Source organism: Aurantimonas aggregata (assembly GCF_010500835.1).
In the GTDB taxonomy this organism is placed as follows: Bacteria; Pseudomonadota; Alphaproteobacteria; order Rhizobiales; family Rhizobiaceae; genus Aurantimonas; species Aurantimonas aggregata.
Window position 1 is genome coordinate 123,822 of sequence record NZ_JAAAMJ010000011.1, and the last position, 16,154, is coordinate 139,975.

Here is a 16,154-nt window from a genome sequence, read left to right on the forward strand (position 1 = left end):
GAGACCTTCTTCCATAACATGACGTTATGCGAAGCTTGCAACTTTCTGCCGTTGAAGCAGTGATGCTTGGAGGCCCATCATCCGGCATGCCCTCCATCAGGTAATCCCATGCTGAACCGGCTCCCCTCGTCCATCTCCGCCCTCCTCGACTCGCGGACCGAAGGGCACTCGCTGCCCGCCGGGCTCTATACGCGGGACGATGTCTTCGCCGCCGATCTCGACGTCTTCTTCCATCGGCACTGGATCCAGGTCGGTCTCGAGTGCGACGTTCCAGAGCCCGGCGATGCGGTGACGCTCGAGATCGGCAGCGCCAGTCTGATCCTGCTGCGGGACGACGACGGGGAAATCCGGGTCATTCGCAATTCGTGCCGCCATCGCGGCGCCCGCCTGCTCGACGAGGGTCGGTCCATCGTCTCGAAACTTGTCTGCCCCTACCACCAGTGGACCTACGAGCTCAGCGGCGAACTGATCCACGCGCCGCACATGGGGATGGACTTCGACAAATCCTGTCGCAGCCTCAAGCCGGTCCACTTCAAGTCGATCGGCGGGCTGATCTATGTCTGCCTGTCGGACGATCCCCCTGCCGACGTCGCCATGCTGGAGGCCGTCATGGAGGCGCGTCTCGCTCCCTACGACATCCGCCAGGCGAAGGTCGCGTTTCAGTTCGATGTCGTCGAGAAGGGCAACTGGAAGCTCACGATCGAGAACAACCGCGAGTGCTATCACTGCTCGGCAAACCATCCGGAACTCTGCGTCTCCTTCATCGATCTCGACTTCGGCTTCGACCCGGCGAGTCTCAGCCCCGAGGATCGCGAAGAGGCCGAGCGGCATCAGGCGCTGTACGACGCGCGCACGCGGGAATGGGAAGCCGACGGCTATCCCTCCGCCGCCATCGAGCAACTCGCCGGTAACACCACGAATTTCCGCACGCAGCGCCTGATCATCGCCGGCGCGGGCGAGTCGCAGACCCCCGACGCCACCGCCGCGTCGGCCAGGCTGCTCGGCACGATGACGCGCAAGGACGCGGGCGACACCCATCTGTGGGGCCACAATTCCTGGAACCACTTCATGGGCGACCACGCGGTCGTCATCACGATCGTTCCCCTCGCCGCCGATCGAACGCTGGTGCGGACCAAGTGGCTGGTCCACCAGGACGCCGTGGAGGGCGTCGACTACGATCTCGACAAGCTGACCAGCGTCTGGCTGGCGACGACGGACCAGGATTCCGCGCTGGTCGAACGGTCGCATGCCGGCATCGCCGATCCCGCCTACGAGCCAGGCCCCTACTCGACCTTCACCGAGGGACAGCTGGACAATTTCGTCACCTGGTACATCGAGCGTCTGCGCGCCCATGGCTACTGACGCACTCGTCGCGACGGGCGAGACGGTCGAACGCCTATCCTGGGATCGCGAGGTTGATTGCGAACTCGACTGCGTCGACGTGCGGGCGGAAACGCACGACGTGAAGACGTTCACCTTCGTCTCGCCGGCAGGCAAGCACTTCGCGTTCGGCGCCGGGCAGTTCTTCACGATCGAGGTGTCGATCGGCATGGAGCGCCACAGCCGCTGCTACAGCATCTCCTCGTCGCCCATGAGGCGTGACGCGGTTTCGATCACGGTGAAGCGCGTGGCGGGCGGCGTCGTGTCGAACTGGCTCCACGACAATCTCGCGCCGGGAACCCGGATGAAGGCCGTCGGCCCGCTCGGCCAGTTTACCCTGCCTGCTTCGCGGGTCCCCAAGCTCCTGCTCCTGTCGGCCGGCTCGGGCATTACCCCGGTCATGTCGATGGCCAGGGAAATGGCCGATCGGGGCGAACCGGGCGATGTCGTCTTCCTGCACGCCGGCAGGACCCCGAAGGACCTGATCTTCCGGGAAGAGCTTGGTTTGATTGCAGGTCAACTCGACGGTTTCCGACTGCATTTCCTGCCCGAGGACGTCGCCAACGAGCGGGGATGGCACGGCCTGACCGGGCGGATCTCGACGGAATACTTGTCGCTGGCAGTGCCCGACATCGCCGAGCGACGGGTGATGTGCTGCGGTCCGGCTCCCTTCATGGCCGAGGCCCGACGGATCGCCGCAGCGTTGGGGGTGCCAGCTGCGAACTATCTTGAGGAAAGCTTCGACGCGGCGGTGATCGAGGAGGCCCCGGCGCCGATCGCGGAAACCGTTTCGGACAAGACTTTCAGCGTGACCTTTTCGAAGCAGTCTCGGACGATCGACGTGCTGGCCGATCAGACGGTCCTGGCCGCGGCCCGGAAGGCGGGGGTGAAGCTGCCGTCCTCCTGCGCGAACGGTCTTTGCGGCACGTGCAAGTCGAAGCTGACGAGCGGCTCGGTCGACATGACGCATGGCGGCGGCATTCGCCAGCGCGAGATCGACGCCGGCTTCTTCCTGCCCTGCTGCTCGAAGCCGCTCAGCGACATGGTGATCGAGCGCTAGCGATACTCCGCCGGCCGGCCGTCACGACGACCGATCGTCGTCGATCCGCGGCGAAGGCTCAGATGTCCTTCACGAGCCGCAGGGCGTCATAGATCGCCGCGTGGGTGTTGCGGGCCGCGACGGCATCACCGATCCGGAACAGCTGGAAGGCGCCGGCGGGATTGCGCGAGACGGTCTGCGGGACGCCGGCGATCAGCTGCGCGTGCGAGACCTCTCCCCAATTGCGCGACGACGGCTTGAGCTCGAAATAGAGATCGTCCAGCGGCACGGTGCCGTGATTGACGACCACCTGGTCCACCAGGCGCTGCTTGGCGACCCCACCATAGTCGCTGCCGATATGGGCGATCAGGCGGTTGCCGCTGCGCTCGACGGCCTCGAGGCGGAAGGTCACGGTGAAGGTCACGTCCTGCTTCTGCAGCGAGCGCATGTAGGGCACGAGGTTCATCGCCATGACCTCCGGCGCGAAGGAGCGGTCGGGCGTCATTACCTCGACCTTCGACCCGGCCGAGGCCAGAATCTCGGCCGCCTGAAGCCCGGCGTGGTCGCCCGCATCGTCGAAGACCAGCACCTCGCCGCCCGGCTTGGCGTCGCCGGAGATGATGTCCCAGGCGGATACGACGAGTTCGTTGCCGCTCGTCAGGATTTCCGTGTGTGGCAGGCCGCCGGTCGCCACGATGACCACGTCGGGATCTTCCGCCGCGACCGTTTCCGCTTCGACCCAGCTATTGAAGTGAAACCGGACGCCGTGCTTCTCGCACTGGCTCATGCGCCAGTCGATGATGCTGATCATCTCCTTGCGCCGATGGCTCTGGGCCGTGAGCCGGACCTGCCCGCCAGGATCGTTCGCCGCTTCGAACACGACGACCGCGTGGCCCCGCTCGCCCGCCACCCGTGCGGCTTCGAGACCCGCGGGCCCGGCGCCGACGATGACGATCTTCTTTCGCTGGGCGGTCGGCGGGACGACGTGCGGCATCGTCAGCTCGCGTCCGGTCGCCGCGTTGTGGATGCAGTAGGCGGCACCGCCCTGATAGATCCGGTCGAGGCAGTAATTCGCCCCGACGCAGGGGCGGATGTCGTCCTCGCGCCGCTCGATGATCTTCCGCACGATATGCGGATCGGTCATGTGCGCGCGGGTCATGCCGACCATGTCGACCTTGCCGGCAGCGATGGCGAAACGCGCCGTGGCGACGTCCGGGATCCTTGCCGCGTGGAATGTCGGGAAGTCCGTCGCGGCGCGGATCTCGCCGGCCATGTCGAGGTGCGGCGAGCTGGCCATGCCCTGGATCGGGATGACGTCGGTCAGGCCGGCATCGGTATCGATGTGGCCGACAACGACGTTGAGGAAATCGACGAGGCCGCTTTCCTTCAGGCGTCGCGAGATTTCGAGCCCGTCCGCCTTCGTGGTGCCGCCCGGCAGGCACTCGTCGCCGGTATAGCGCACGCCGACGATGAAGTCGGGACCGACCCGCTCGCGGATCGCGCCCAGCACCTCGAAGCCGAAGCGCAGGCGGTTCTCGATCGACCCGCCATAGGGCGCCTCGAGTTCGTTGGTCAGCGGCGACCAGAACTGGTCGAGCAGATGCCCGTAGGCCTCGAGCTCGATGCCGTCCATGCCGCCCGCCTGCATCCGCTCGGCCGCGTCCGCATAATCCTGGACGATCCGCGCGATGTCCCAGTCTTCGAGCTTCTTCGGAAAGGCCCGGTGCGCCGCCTCGCGGTGGTGCGAGGGCGCGACGACGGGCAGCCAGTCGCCCTTGTCCCAGCGCGTGCGGCGGCCGAGATGAGTGAGCTGGATCATCACCGCGGCCCCTGCCTCGTGGACGGCCTCGGTCATCTCCCGCAGCCACGGGACGACCTCGTCCTTGTAGGCGAGGATGTTGTTGAAGACCGGCGGGCTGTCCGTCGACACGGCCGCGGAGCCGGCCGTCATGGTCAGCGCGACGCCACCCCGCGCCCGTTCCACGTGATACGCCCGGTACCGCTCCTTGGGCATCCCGTCCTCGGGATAGGCCGGCTCGTGCGACGTCACCATGATGCGGTTGCGCAGCCGCAGGTGCTTGAGCTGGAAAGGCTGCAGGAGGGGATCACTCGACATCTACACGGCTCCTGTCCGACGAACTGCCGTCGATTAGAGCGCAATGTACACCAGTGTCAAGTTTGGTGACAGAATCGTCTCCCACAATGACACAGATGTACACTCCCCTTGATCTCGCTGCGAGGGCTCGTTAGGCTCCTCTGCATGGATCAGCTTGTGAACGACAGCACGGCGCGGGGGTCGCCGGAGATTTGGCTCGGGGCGGCCTATGATCTGCTGATCGAATCCGGTGTCGATGCCGTCAAGATCCTGACGCTGGCCAAGAAGCTCAACCTCGCACGCACCAGTTTCTACTGGTTTTTCAAGGACCGCGAGGAACTGCTGGCAGAGTTGATCTCGCGCTGGCGCGACAAGAACACCGGCAACATCGTCAGGCAATCGGAAGCTTACGCAGAGTCGATCGCCGAGGCGATGCTGAACGTGTTCGACTGCTGGTTCGACAGCGCGCTCTTCGACTCGCAGCTCGAGTTCGCCGTCAGGAGCTGGGCGCTCCAGTCGGACGAGATCCTCGCCGAGGTCCGCCATTCCGACCAGCTGCGGATCGACGCCCTCACCGCCATGTGCGCGCGCTTCGGCGTCGATCCGGTGACGGCCGACGTACGGGCCCGCACGATCTACCTCGTCCAGATCGGCTACCTCTCGATGCAGACCCGCGAGGATGTCGCCGTCCGGATGCGGCGGATCACCAACTATGTCGAGATCTTCACGGGACAGGCGCCGCAACCACGCGAACTCGATCGCTTCTTTTCAAGACACGGCTATTCGGAGTGAACGATCGCCATCCACAATCCAGAGAGGAGCCACCGATTGGCGCATAGCAAGCTGAGCGTTCGCAACCTCACCAAGATCTTCGGCGACAAGCCGGAGAATGCCCTCAGCATGCTGGAGAACGGCAGCGCGAAGGAAGCGATCCTGCGCGAGACCGGCAGCGTCGTCGGCGTCCACGACGTCAATTTCGACATCGAGGCCGGCCAGATCTTCGTCGTCATGGGCCTTTCGGGGTCCGGCAAGTCGACGCTCATCCGCATGCTGAATGGGTTGATCCAGCCGACCGCCGGCGAGGTGCTGATCGACGGCGAGAACGTCGCCAACCGCAGCGACGCGGAGATCATCCAGATCCGCCGCGGCAAGATCGCGATGGTGTTCCAGCATTTCGCGCTGTTTCCCCACAAGACGGTGATGGACAACGTCGCCTATGGCCTGAAGGTAAAGGGGACCGATGCCGCCACCCGCGACGCTCGCGCCATCGAGGCGCTGGAGCGCGTAGGGCTCTCCGCCTATGCCAGATCCTATCCCGAGCAGCTGTCCGGCGGCATGCAGCAGCGCGTGGGGCTGGCCCGTGCGCTTGCCGCCGACGTCGACATTCTCCTGATGGACGAGCCCTTCGGCGCGCTCGACCCGCTGATCCGCCGCGACATGCAGGAGGAATTGCTCCGCTTGCAGCAGAGCCTCAACAAGACGATCGTCTTCATCACCCACGACCTCAACGAGGCGCTGATGCTGGGCGACCGCATTGCCATCATGAAAGGCGGACGCTTCGTGCAGGTCGGGACGGCCGAGGAGATCGTCGGCGCGCCGGCCGACGAGTATGTCGCGGCGTTCACCCAGGACATCGATCGCTCGCGCGTCTTCAGCACCATGCGCGTGACGGAACCCGCCCACGCGCTCGACTCAGCGAACGCGACGCGCGAGACGGCGCTTGCCGCCATGCGCTCCCTTGGCCGAGATGCGCTCTACCTCGTCGAGGCAGGGTTGCCGCTCGGCGTCCTGACGCATCGCAGCCTCACCGACGCAACCGCGGTCGGACAGTCGCTGGAGGCGGTCGCCCGCAGAGATTTTCCCCGGACGTCCGGCAATGCCCCGATCTACACGCTTTACCCGCTGGCATCGCACGGGGTGCCGATCGCCGTGGTGGACGACGACGATCGGCTGATCGGCATCGTCGAGCCGGGGGCCATCTGCCGGGAGGTCGGTCTCGGCAACGAACGGGACAGGACCGGGTCAGGAGCAGACCTGCCGCCGGGCCCCGGCCCCGGGCCCAACAGGCAGCCGCTCGCCGCCAGCATGCAGGAAGGCGCAAGCTAGATGTTCAGCCCGTCCGACTATCTCACCCTGCCGCTGGCAAACTGGATCGAGACCTTCGTCCGCGGCTGGGTCGTGCCGAACTTCCGTCCGTTCTTCCGCGCCGCGCAGGAGCCGGTCACCTTCGTCCTCCAGGCCCTCGACGCGTTCCTGAACGCCGTCCCGATGCTGGTCTTCACCGCCGTCCTCGTCCTGATCGCCTGGCGGACGGCCGGCCGCGGCGTCGCGATCTTCACCGCCCTCGCTTTCGTGCTGATCGACGTCATCGGGCTCTGGTCCGAGACGATGACGACGCTGTCGATGATCATCACCGCCCTATTCTTCTGCGTGCTCCTCGGCGTGCCGCTGGGCATCCTGTCGGCGCGCAGTGACCGGTTTGCCAGCATGGTCCGGCCGGCACTCGACATCATGCAGACGATCCCGTCCTTCGTGTATCTCGTGCCGATCGTCATGTTGTTCGGCGTCGGCATGGTACCTGGGGTGATCGCGACGATCATCTTCGCCCTGCCCCCGATCATCCGCCTGACCGATCTCGGCATCCGCAACGTCCGCGGCGACCTCATCGAGGCGGCCAAGGCCTTCGGCTCTACGCCGCGTCAGGTGCTCTGGGAGGTACAGCTGCCGCTGGCGCTGCGCACGATCATGGCCGGCCTCAACCAGACGCTCATGCTGGCGCTGTCCATGGCGGTGATCGCCGCGCTGATCGGCGCCGGCGGCCTCGGCCTGACCGTCTACACCGGCCTCGGACGCCTCGACGTCGGCACGGCCACGGTGGGGGGCATCGGCATCGTGCTCCTCGCCATCGTGCTCGACCGCATCACCCAGGGGCTTGCCGATCCCGGCCGGCCGCGCGGCTCGACGCGTGCCACCCTTGCCCGGCTGCTGCGCCCCATGGCGTTCGGCAGCCGCACGATCAAAAGCGAACCGGCGGAGTGATCTGACAGAGACGTTTCGTCCCGCACTGGCTCCGCCCCCACCCGCATTCGCGCCAGCGAACGCTTCAACCCTCGAACCACCAACCGAAGGAAAAAGAAGCCCATGACGATCAGGACACTGCAGAAAGTCCTCATGTCCGCCGGAGTCGCCGCCATGGCGCTCACCGCGGCCACACCCGGTCTTGCCCAGGACATGCCGGGCGACGGCGTGACGGTCACGATGGCGCGCCCGACCTGGGATACCGGCTGGTTCTCGACGGAGATCTACCGTCAGCTTCTCCAGAAGCTCGGCTATGACGTGGCACAACCGACGACGCTCGACGCGCCGGTTTTCTACCAGGCCGTTGGGCAGGGCGACGTGACGCTCTGGGTCGAAGGCTGGTTCCCGCTGCACAACACCTATGAGAGCGCCTTCGACGGCCAGGCCGAGAAGATCGGCTATGTCGCGAAGGGCGGCGCGCTGCAGGGCTATCTCGTCGACAAGGCCTCGGCCGAGGAGTTCGACATCAAGTCGCTGGAGGATTTCAAGCGACCCGAGGTGATGGAGGCCTTCGATCGCGACGGCGACGGCAAGGCCGATCTCGTCGCATGTCCCCCAGGCTGGGGCTGCGAGGTCACCATCACGCACCAGCTGGAGGCCTTCGACCTCAACGACTCGATCAACGCCATCAAGGCGAATTACTCGGCATCGATGGCCGATGCGATCGCTGCCAACGAGCAGGGCGAGCCCATCCTCTTCTACACATGGACCCCGAACTGGACGGTGGACGAGCTCAAGCCAGGCGAGGACGTCGTCTGGATCGAGACGCCGGGCGTCGACCTGCCCGAAGACCAGATGAGCCTCGCCGACGCCGCGACGGTGCCGGGCGTCGAAGGCTGCGTTGCCGACCCCTGCGTCATGGGCTGGCCGGCCAACGACATCCAGCCGGTGGCCAATACCGAGTTCCTGAACGAGAACCCGGCCGTTCGCACGCTTCTCGAATCCGCGTCGATCCCGCTCGCGGACATCTTCGCCCAGAACGCCGCTATGAATAACGGCGAGAACAGCGAGGAAGATATCCAGAAGCAGGCCGCGGAATGGATCGAGAGCAACAAGGCCGACACGGACAAGTGGCTGGCCGACGCGCAGGCCGCCGCGAACTGACGTCAGGCGGGACGACCGGCGCCCACACATATGGGGCGCCGGTTACTCGCTCACGCCGAAACGCCGCAAAGATGAATTCTTCCCGCCCGGCGGCCTTCGTCGGGCGGAGCCGCGACCGTAACTCCGACACCGGCAACGGCAGAGCTGCCCCGCCGGCAAGGCCCGCCGCGCGGGTCGTCAAGGAGCGTCGGCAGCTTCAGCTCTATGAAGCCGCCGAAGGCTAAATTTCAGGTCCCGCAGAAAGTCTGACTGACCTGTTCGTGGGGCTCCGGCGGGTTAGCATAACGAGCATATTCCGGCTGATCCTCGTAGGGACGCGCGAGCACCGCCATGAGTTCGTCGAAAGCGCTGAAGTCGTCCCGCTCGACGGCCGCGTCGATGACCGCCTCGGTCCGGTGGTTGCGCGGAATGAAGGCGGGATTGACCGCCCTCATGGCGTCGCGCCGGGCGCCGGCGTCCCGCGGTTCCGCCTGCAATCGCTGCCGCCACCGCACCGCCCAGCGTTCATAAGCGGCGGGATCATCGAACAAGGCACGCACCGCCGCGTCGCCCTCGGGCCCCTCGGCGGCGTCGCAGAGGCGCCGGAACGTGAGGGTGAAGTCGGCGCGGTTCTCGGCCATCGCCTTCAGCAGATCGCCGGCGAGCGCCACGTCCTCGGCCACCAGGCTCGAAAGCCCGAGCTTGCGGGCCAGCCCGCCATGGAATGCCGTCTCGAAACGGGGAGCGAACGCGGCGAGCACCGCCTGCGCCTGAACGACCGCCTCCTCCTGCTGCTCCGCAATGAGCGGCAGCAGGGTCTCTGCCAGCCGCGTCAGGTTCCACTCGGCGATCCCCGGCTGCCGGCCATAGGCGTAGCGACCCTGCCGGTCGATCGAACTGAAGACGGTGGCGGGATCATAGGCGTCCATGAAGGCACAGGGTCCGTAGTCGATCGTCTCGCCCACGATCGACACGTTGTCGGTGTTCATCACGCCGTGGATGAAACCGACCAGCAGCCACTTCGCCACAAGCTCCGCCTGTCGCGTGACCACCCGGTCGAGGAGTTCCAGATAAGGGCGTTTCGCCCCTGCCACCTCGGGGTAGTGCCGATGGATGACGTAGTCGGCGAGGGTCCTCAGCCCCTCGACATCGCCCCGCGCCGCAAAATACTGGAACGTGCCGATGCGCACATGGCTTGTTGCGACGCGCGCGAGCACGGCGCCCGGAAGCATCCGCTCGCGGACGACCTGCTCACCGGTCGCGACGGCGGCAAGCGAACGGGTCGTCGGAATGCCCAGAGCGGCCATTGCCTCGCTGACGATGTACTCGCGAAGGATGGGCCCGAGCGCCGCCCGGCCGTCGCCGCCCCTTGAAAAGGGTGTCCGGCCCGAGCCCTTCAGCTGCAGGTCGCGTCGGGTCCCGTCCTTGTCGATGATCTCGCCCAGCAGGATCGCACGACCATCGCCGAGTTGCGGAACGAACTGGCCGAACTGGTGTCCGGCGTAGGCCATCGCGACCGGGTCCGCCTCGTTCGGGACCAGCCTGCCCGCAAGTACCTCGACGCCGCCTGGACCTGCGAGCCATTCCGGGTCGAGGCCGAGATGGCGTGCCAGCTCCGCATTCACCCGGATGAGCCTCGGCGTTCCGACAGAGGTCGGCGTGACGCGTGCATGAAAGCGGTCCGGCAGGCGTGCATAGGAATTGTCGAACGGAAGCTGAATGGTCAAAGCCTAACGTGCCTCTGGAAATGGTACGGCTGAGATCGTTCCTGGTCAGCCATCCCGCAAGTGGCGCCCTCCGTTTGTCCTTGCCGCCGGCGCATGCAGGGCGCAGCACCCGCAGGAACGCTCTGCAGACAGAAAAAGTGCGATCATGACGGGAAACCCGGCAAGCGCGCGACCCCTCCTCGAGCGAGCAACCACTTAGCCACCTGCAGAGATAAGTTGCGGCCTGATGTTCGTCAGCGCCGATCGGTTTCCGCCGACATGGCGAAAGAGCCAACGCCAGGATGATTGCTGCAGAAATGGCCTGTGGCCGGGACGCGCCATGGCCGTTCGGCTTTCGCTGCCCGAGAGGACCCGCGTTCCCGAGCATCTGAGAGGGCGTCATGTTCAACGGGCTGGTCCGATGGACCCGAGCCTGCAGGCGCCGGCGCGGGAACAACAGTTCAGACCACCGGTTCATTGGGTAGCACACGCGAGCAGCCGGAATCTGCCCCCACAGCCGGTACATGGCCGAGCCGTGGGATGAGCCCCGGCCGCAATCAAAACCGGTGGCTGGAAGGGCCAATTCGCAGGAGAACACGATGTCAGCCACTCAACGTTACCTCGCCGTCGTGACAGGTGCATCGACAGGAATCGGCTACGAACTGGCGAAGATCTGCGCGCAGGAAGGGTTCGACCTCATCGTCGCCGCGGACGAGCCGCAGATCGAGGCGGCCGCCGAAGAATTCCGGGGGCTCGGGGCTTCTGTCGAGGCCGTCCAGGCCGACCTGGCCACCATCGAGGGCGTCGACAGGCTCTACGCCGCCATCGGCGTACGCCCGGTCGAGGCGCTCCTCGCCAATGCCGGCGTCGGACTCGGCCACGGCTTTCTCGACCAGGATTTCGGCCGCGTCCGGCGCGTCATCGACACCAACATCACCGGAACGATCTATCTGATCCAGAAGGTCGGGACCGACATGCGGGCGCGGAACCGCGGCAAGATACTGATCACCGGCTCGATCGCCGGTTTCATCCCCGGAAGCTTCCAGGCCGTCTACAACGGCACGAAGTCGTTCCTCGACAGCTTCGCCTTCGCGCTGCGCAACGAGCTCAAGGAGACAGAGGTGACGGTAACCTGTCTGATGCCCGGTCCCACCGACACCGAGTTCTTCCGCCGCGCCGACATGCTCGATACGCCCGTGGGTCAGGCAAAGAAGGATGATCCCGCCATGGTGGCCCGGACAGGTTTCGACGCCATGATGAAAGGATCCGGCGACGCTGCAAGCGGCTGGAAGAACAAGCTCCAGTCGACGCTCGCCAACATCACGCCGGCTGGCCTGCTCGCCGAACAGCATCGCAAGATGGCCGAGCCGGGCACCGAGCGCTGATCCCCGATGCGCCGGCACGGGATGAACGGAGAGGCGATCGGCGCACGACGTCGACTGCCTCTCTCGCTCCAGGGCACCCTCGGCAGCATGGCACGCTCGCCCGCGCGCGCGGCTCGGGCATTCGTCCCGAAGCAGTCGGAACCGCGACCTGCCGCCATGGTTCTGGGCGAACTGGCTTAGGAGACCGGGACGATGCAACATTTGGATGAAATCCTTGAACTCTCGCGGCAGACGTCCCGGGGGCCATTATCGCGGTGGTTCGACGCCCGGCTGCGCGAGCAGGTGGAGTCGGGGCAGTTCCTGCCGCCGGCGGATCTTCGGGCCGTGGGAGAGCGGCTGATCAAGCAGCTCGTCGGCTACCGGGAGCAGGCCGGCGTCTCGACCGCCGTTCTTGGCATGTCCGGCGGCGTCGACAGCGCGGTGACGGCGGCGCTGCTGAAGGAGGCCGGCTGGCGCGTGGTTGGCTACAACCTTCCTATCGAGCAGGATCCGACCGAGACCGATCGCGGTGCCGAAGCCTGCCGCGCCCTCGGCCTGGAGAACCTGCATCTCGATCTGTCGCAACAGTACAGGGATGTGGTTGCGGGGCTGGGATCTCTGGACAAGGAACTCCCCGCTACGGACACGGAGCCGCTGCGTACGAGGCGCGGCAATATCCGCGCGCGGCTGCGAATGGTCACTCTTTACGATCAGGCGCATCGCTGGGGCGGCCTCGTCGCGAGCACCGACAACTTCTCGGAACTCGGCGCGGGCTTCTGGACGCTCCATGGCGACGTCGGCGACCTTGCGCCGGTGCAGTCGCTGCTGAAGTCATGGGAAATACCCTGGATGGCGCGCGAATATGGCGTGCCGGAGCGCACATGGCGTGCCAATCCGACCGACGGGCTCGGCATCGGCGAAGGAGACGAGGCCCAGATCGGCGCGACCTATCTGGAATGGGACATTGCCGTGTTCGCGGTCGTGGACGCGCTGCGCCAGAACCCTTCGCTGAGTGCGGAAGAGCTTCCCCAAGTGCTGGGGGCGGACGATGATCAGGTGGCCGTCCGGACGATCGGCGCTGTTTTGCGCCGGCTGCGCATGACGTGGTTCAAGCGGATGAACCCGGTTGTCCTCGAACATCCGCGGGCGGATCGGCTGGGCATGCTGAATCTGATCGACGACCGGCTGTTCCGACCTGCCGTGCTGCGGGACGACCATGCTCTCACCTCGTTCTCGGGAGAAATCGCAGCGCTTGGCCAGCGCTTGGCCCACGCCCTCGCCGAGAAGGACATGCGCGTGGTCACCGCAGAGTCCTGCACCGCCGGGCTTCTCGGCGCCTGCGTCGCCGCCGCGCCGGGAAGCTCCTCGGTCCTCGAAGGCAGCTTCGTCACCTACCGCCCGTCGATGAAGATCGATGCCCTGGGGGTTTCCAGCGCGCTCATCCGAAACCGGACGGTCTATGATCCGGATGTGGCCCGGGCAATGGCGGAGGGCGCGCTGCAGCGCGCAAAGGCGGCCGAACTGGCAATCGCTATTACCGGTGTCGCGGGACCGGAGCCGGATCAGGGCAAACCAGTGGGCCTGGTGTACATCGCAACGCTTCTCGCTGGCGGAACGGCCGAGGTGACCGAGTGCCACTTCGGCGGCCAGCCGAAAGAGATCGTCGCCGCAACCATCCGCAAAGCACTGCACCTGAGCCTGGCTGCACTGGCCTGAGTTGTGTATTCGCGCAAGACGCACTTATCGAAGAGGCGTTCGCCTTTCGGCGAAAGCAGCGGTGCCAGCTTGCTGTCCTCGAAAATCTTAAAGCACCCATACCAGGAGATTTCCTGATCAGGGCGTGATGCCGAAAACCATCGAGTAATTGTCGAGTGTCCCCGGTAGCGGTTTGTGCGGATCGATGTCCTGCGAGCGTAGCAGCCGGATCTGTCGCTTGCGCAGGAGAGCCGCCATCACGGCGCTGCCCAGCAGCGGCACCAGATGACGCGCCGGGCAGACGCCGGGACCGGCGCTGAAGGGAACCAGCGGCGCCATGTCGCCCGGATCCCGCTCCAGCCACATCTCGGGACAGAAGCGGTGCGCCTCCGGCAGGCGCGCCGGGTCGCGGTGGAAGAACGGCGTGTAGATGAGGATACCGGCGCCGGCCGGCAGGATTCCCTCTTCCCATTCGGTGACGCGGGTGGATTGGCGCAGGATCATCGGGGTCGTTGGATACAGTCGCAACGTCTCCACGACGGCAGCACGCAGGTAGGATCGCTCTCCAGCATCGGGAACCGCTTCGATTTCCGCACGGGCCAGATCAAGCTTGTCGTGGTGCACAGCAAGCAGCGCGAGCGTGCGGAAGATCGACATGCCGGCCGGATCGGCTGCGAAGAGCCATTGCGCCACCTGGTGCGAAGGATAGCTACCGTTCTCACCTGCCGAAGCGCCTCCCGCGAGGCTGGCGAGGCTGCCGGCATCGCCACGGTCGAGATGGCTCTGAAGCCGCCGATGAAAGGCTTCCCGTAGCGAGGCGTTCTCGGGCACCGCGAAGGCCCAGTTCGCCCGGCCGCGCAACCGGTTGATCATCGCGGTCAGCTCGGTGTCGCCGGCCGCCCCGTCCCCCAGGAAGACGCGGCGCACGATCCGCATCCAGCTCTCGAAGAAGATATCCCAGGACAACTCCCCAAGCGGATCGGCCACGCGCAGGAGAGCGGCCACTTCCTCCTCGACGATGGCCGTGAAGGCCGGGGCCATCGGGTGAATGGGGCACTTGCTGGCCAGCACGGTATCGTTGAACCGGCGACGCTCCTGCCGCTCGGGCCCTTCAGTGACGAGCGAGCTGTGTGGTTCGAAGTGCGAAAGCGCCGCCCGCTTCTCGCTGCTTGCCGGAGAAAACGGATCCGGAGATCCCTCCAGCACCCGGCGGACATGCTGCGCCGACAACAGGACAGCCTGGGTTCGGACCGGATTTCGGATGAGGACCGGTCCGCTCCCGTGTCGGTCCCTCAAGGACTGCATGAACCGGACCGCCCGCGCATCCAGCCCCATCCGGCTGGCGAGACCTACCATGCTCGGTCGCCGGATGATGACCCCCTTCGCCAACGTCGGAAGACCCACATTGGCGAGAAAGCCGGCGGACTCGGCTGCGGTGATGGAAGGAAGGCTGGGACGATCGGTCATGAACATGTTCCCCGGGCGCGTTCTTTCTGTGGTTGAGCTTTCCAGCGCCGGAGGGCCCGGCAGGCCGGAATCAGCCCTCGGCCGCCTTTTCGGCCCCGGCGGGAATTACCATTCCGATCGCGATGTCCGTCAGCAGGTCGTCGGCATCCTTTTCCTCCTCGAGAATGCCACTCAGGATCTGGTAATCGTTGTCGAGCCCGAGGATCTTGGCGTAGGTGGCGAGCGTGCCGTAGACGGCGATCTCGTAATGCTCGATGCGCTGGGCCGAGGCGATCAGCGCCGCGTCGCGCAGCGGCCCCTGAAGGACGATGTCGGCCATCTTCTGCGACTGCTCGATCAGCACCTTCATCGACTGGTCTTCGTGCGCCTTCGGATCCGCACCGGCCTCCTTGAGGAGCGCCTCGACGCTCCTCTGCTGTTCTCGCGTCGCCTCGAGGTGCTGCTCGAACGCCTGCCTCAGTTGTTCTTCCGACGCCGACTTCGCCATCTTCGGCAACGCCTCTGTCAAGAGCGCTTCGAAGCTTCGCGCCTCCTGCAGTTCGGCAATGTACAAGTCGCGTAGTCCGTCGATCGCCATCGTGGCCTCCTCTCTGCTGATCGGAGCAAAAGGCGCGGACGGGCTGCAAGTTGCATGTTCTTCCTGGCAGAGCGCGCTGTTTCTGGGGCTAGCTAAATGGCATCAGTCGCATGGTTCGCAGCAGAAGCTGACTATGCTCCACCTGGTCATTTGCTGAAGCATTGAAGGTTCCCATAGCTGGAATCCCCGGCCAACGAATTGTTCACTTCCGGCACTACCCCTACCGGGGCAGGTTGACCGGTAACCCCCGGAAATCACGAGCTTTTCCCGGAGAACTTGCATGTCGCTGAATTGCTGAAGACCGGCTGGCTGTGGACGCAGTCTGGCGCGAACCGCTCTCCGGTCATTCGCTGATAGGCGGGAATTTACAGGGAATTCTTGGAAATGGGCGAGAGGATGTGGCTTTCCAAGCAAATTTAATTTCGTAATATCAGGTGGTTGCGCGGTATTTCCCTTTTTGCAAGAACAGGGAAGCGATTGCTGCCTATAAGGGAAACGTATGCACTTGCGAGGGAATATTGCAAAATCAAGCCGGTGTTGGCCTGACCTGCCACTGAGCTGTCATCCAGCGGCAATTAGAGCCTCGGCGATTTCTGTTACGCCGTGGGGGGCGGGGTGAGCAACCGGCGGAGGCGCGGAGCCTTCATCGAGCGAAGCGTCGGAGCCGGTT

12 protein-coding genes are annotated in these 16,154 nt (G+C 65.4%); 8 read left to right on the plus strand and 4 right to left on the minus strand.

What is annotated here, in order from left to right:
• The first annotated feature begins 108 nt into the window (after positions 1-108).
• Positions 109-1,362 carry an aromatic ring-hydroxylating oxygenase subunit alpha gene (locus GTW51_RS14685; protein ID WP_163044768.1) on the plus strand — a complete coding sequence of 418 codons (1,254 nt, stop codon included), beginning with the start codon at positions 109-111 and terminating at the stop codon, positions 1,360-1,362.
• The gene (locus tag GTW51_RS14690; protein WP_163044769.1) at positions 1,352-2,440 is read left to right on the plus strand and encodes an FAD-binding oxidoreductase; all 1,089 of its coding nucleotides are present in this window, start codon (positions 1,352-1,354) and stop codon (positions 2,438-2,440) included. Before GTW51_RS14685 ends, GTW51_RS14690 begins: the two co-directional genes overlap by 11 nt.
• Positions 2,441-2,498: 58 nt before the next feature.
• Here the strand turns inward: GTW51_RS14690 and GTW51_RS14695 are convergent, their stop codons facing one another.
• Positions 2,499-4,535, minus strand: a complete 2,037-nt coding sequence (locus tag GTW51_RS14695; protein ID WP_163044770.1) for an NADH:flavin oxidoreductase — start codon at positions 4,533-4,535, stop codon at positions 2,499-2,501.
• A 144-nt stretch (positions 4,536-4,679) separates the two neighbouring features.
• On the opposite strand from GTW51_RS14695, the gene GTW51_RS14700 reads away from it, so the two are divergent.
• The 4 genes from GTW51_RS14700 to proX all read left to right on the plus strand — a co-directional run bounded on the left by GTW51_RS14700 (position 4,680) and on the right by proX (position 8,696).
• Positions 4,680-5,306, plus strand: a complete 627-nt coding sequence (locus GTW51_RS14700) for a TetR/AcrR family transcriptional regulator (protein ID WP_163044771.1) — start codon at positions 4,680-4,682, stop codon at positions 5,304-5,306.
• Positions 5,307-5,342: 36 nt separating this feature from the next.
• Complete coding sequence (locus tag GTW51_RS14705) at positions 5,343-6,620, plus strand: quaternary amine ABC transporter ATP-binding protein (RefSeq protein ID WP_246233149.1); 1,278 nt, start codon at positions 5,343-5,345, stop codon at positions 6,618-6,620.
• Positions 6,621-7,553 (plus strand): ABC transporter permease, encoded by a 933-nt coding sequence (locus GTW51_RS14710; RefSeq protein WP_163044772.1) that lies wholly within the window; start codon positions 6,621-6,623, stop codon positions 7,551-7,553.
• 102 nt (positions 7,554-7,655) lie between these two features.
• Positions 7,656-8,696 (plus strand): glycine betaine/L-proline ABC transporter substrate-binding protein ProX, encoded by a 1,041-nt coding sequence (gene proX, locus GTW51_RS14715; protein WP_163044773.1) that lies wholly within the window; start codon positions 7,656-7,658, stop codon positions 8,694-8,696.
• A 227-nt stretch (positions 8,697-8,923) separates the two neighbouring features.
• On the opposite strand, the gene GTW51_RS14720 is transcribed toward proX, so the two are convergent.
• The gene (locus tag GTW51_RS14720) at positions 8,924-10,402 is read right to left on the minus strand and encodes a protein adenylyltransferase SelO (protein WP_163044774.1); all 1,479 of its coding nucleotides are present in this window, start codon (positions 10,400-10,402) and stop codon (positions 8,924-8,926) included.
• Positions 10,403-10,980: 578 nt separating this feature from the next.
• Here GTW51_RS14720 and GTW51_RS14725 point away from each other — a divergent pair.
• Positions 10,981-11,766 carry an SDR family NAD(P)-dependent oxidoreductase gene (locus tag GTW51_RS14725; protein WP_163044775.1) on the plus strand — a complete coding sequence of 262 codons (786 nt, stop codon included), beginning with the start codon at positions 10,981-10,983 and terminating at the stop codon, positions 11,764-11,766.
• A gap of 192 nt (positions 11,767-11,958) precedes the next feature.
• Complete coding sequence (gene nadE, locus GTW51_RS14730; protein WP_163044776.1) at positions 11,959-13,461, plus strand: NAD(+) synthase; 1,503 nt, start codon at positions 11,959-11,961, stop codon at positions 13,459-13,461.
• Between the two features lie 117 nt (positions 13,462-13,578).
• Here nadE and GTW51_RS14735 read toward each other — a convergent pair whose 3' ends face one another.
• Entirely contained in the window at positions 13,579-14,907 is a 1,329-nt protein-coding gene (locus GTW51_RS14735) for a cytochrome P450 (protein ID WP_163044777.1), read from the minus strand.
• Positions 14,908-14,977: 70 nt separating this feature from the next.
• Positions 14,978-15,484 (minus strand): YciE/YciF ferroxidase family protein, encoded by a 507-nt coding sequence (locus GTW51_RS14740; protein WP_163044778.1) that lies wholly within the window; start codon positions 15,482-15,484, stop codon positions 14,978-14,980.
• Positions 15,485-16,154: the final 670 nt, after the last annotated feature.

Bases quoted from the DNA above. Each gene is read 5' to 3' on its own strand.
- GTW51_RS14740 (WP_163044778.1), bottom strand. From the start codon at position 15,484: ATGGCGATCGACGGACTACGCGACTTGTACATTGCCGAACTGCAGGAG.
- proX (WP_163044773.1), top strand. From the start codon at position 7,656: ATGACGATCAGGACACTGCAGAAAGTCCTCATGTCCGCCGGAGTCGCC.
- GTW51_RS14700 (WP_163044771.1), top strand. From the start codon at position 4,680: ATGGATCAGCTTGTGAACGACAGCACGGCGCGGGGGTCGCCGGAGATT.
- GTW51_RS14735 (WP_163044777.1), bottom strand. From the start codon at position 14,907: ATGACCGATCGTCCCAGCCTTCCTTCCATCACCGCAGCCGAGTCCGCC.
- GTW51_RS14695 (WP_163044770.1), bottom strand. From the start codon at position 4,535: ATGTCGAGTGATCCCCTCCTGCAGCCTTTCCAGCTCAAGCACCTGCGG.
- GTW51_RS14685 (WP_163044768.1), top strand. From the start codon at position 109: ATGCTGAACCGGCTCCCCTCGTCCATCTCCGCCCTCCTCGACTCGCGG.
- nadE (WP_163044776.1), top strand. From the start codon at position 11,959: ATGCAACATTTGGATGAAATCCTTGAACTCTCGCGGCAGACGTCCCGG.
- GTW51_RS14725 (WP_163044775.1), top strand. From the start codon at position 10,981: ATGTCAGCCACTCAACGTTACCTCGCCGTCGTGACAGGTGCATCGACA.
- GTW51_RS14710 (WP_163044772.1), top strand. From the start codon at position 6,621: ATGTTCAGCCCGTCCGACTATCTCACCCTGCCGCTGGCAAACTGGATC.
- GTW51_RS14690 (WP_163044769.1), top strand. From the start codon at position 1,352: ATGGCTACTGACGCACTCGTCGCGACGGGCGAGACGGTCGAACGCCTA.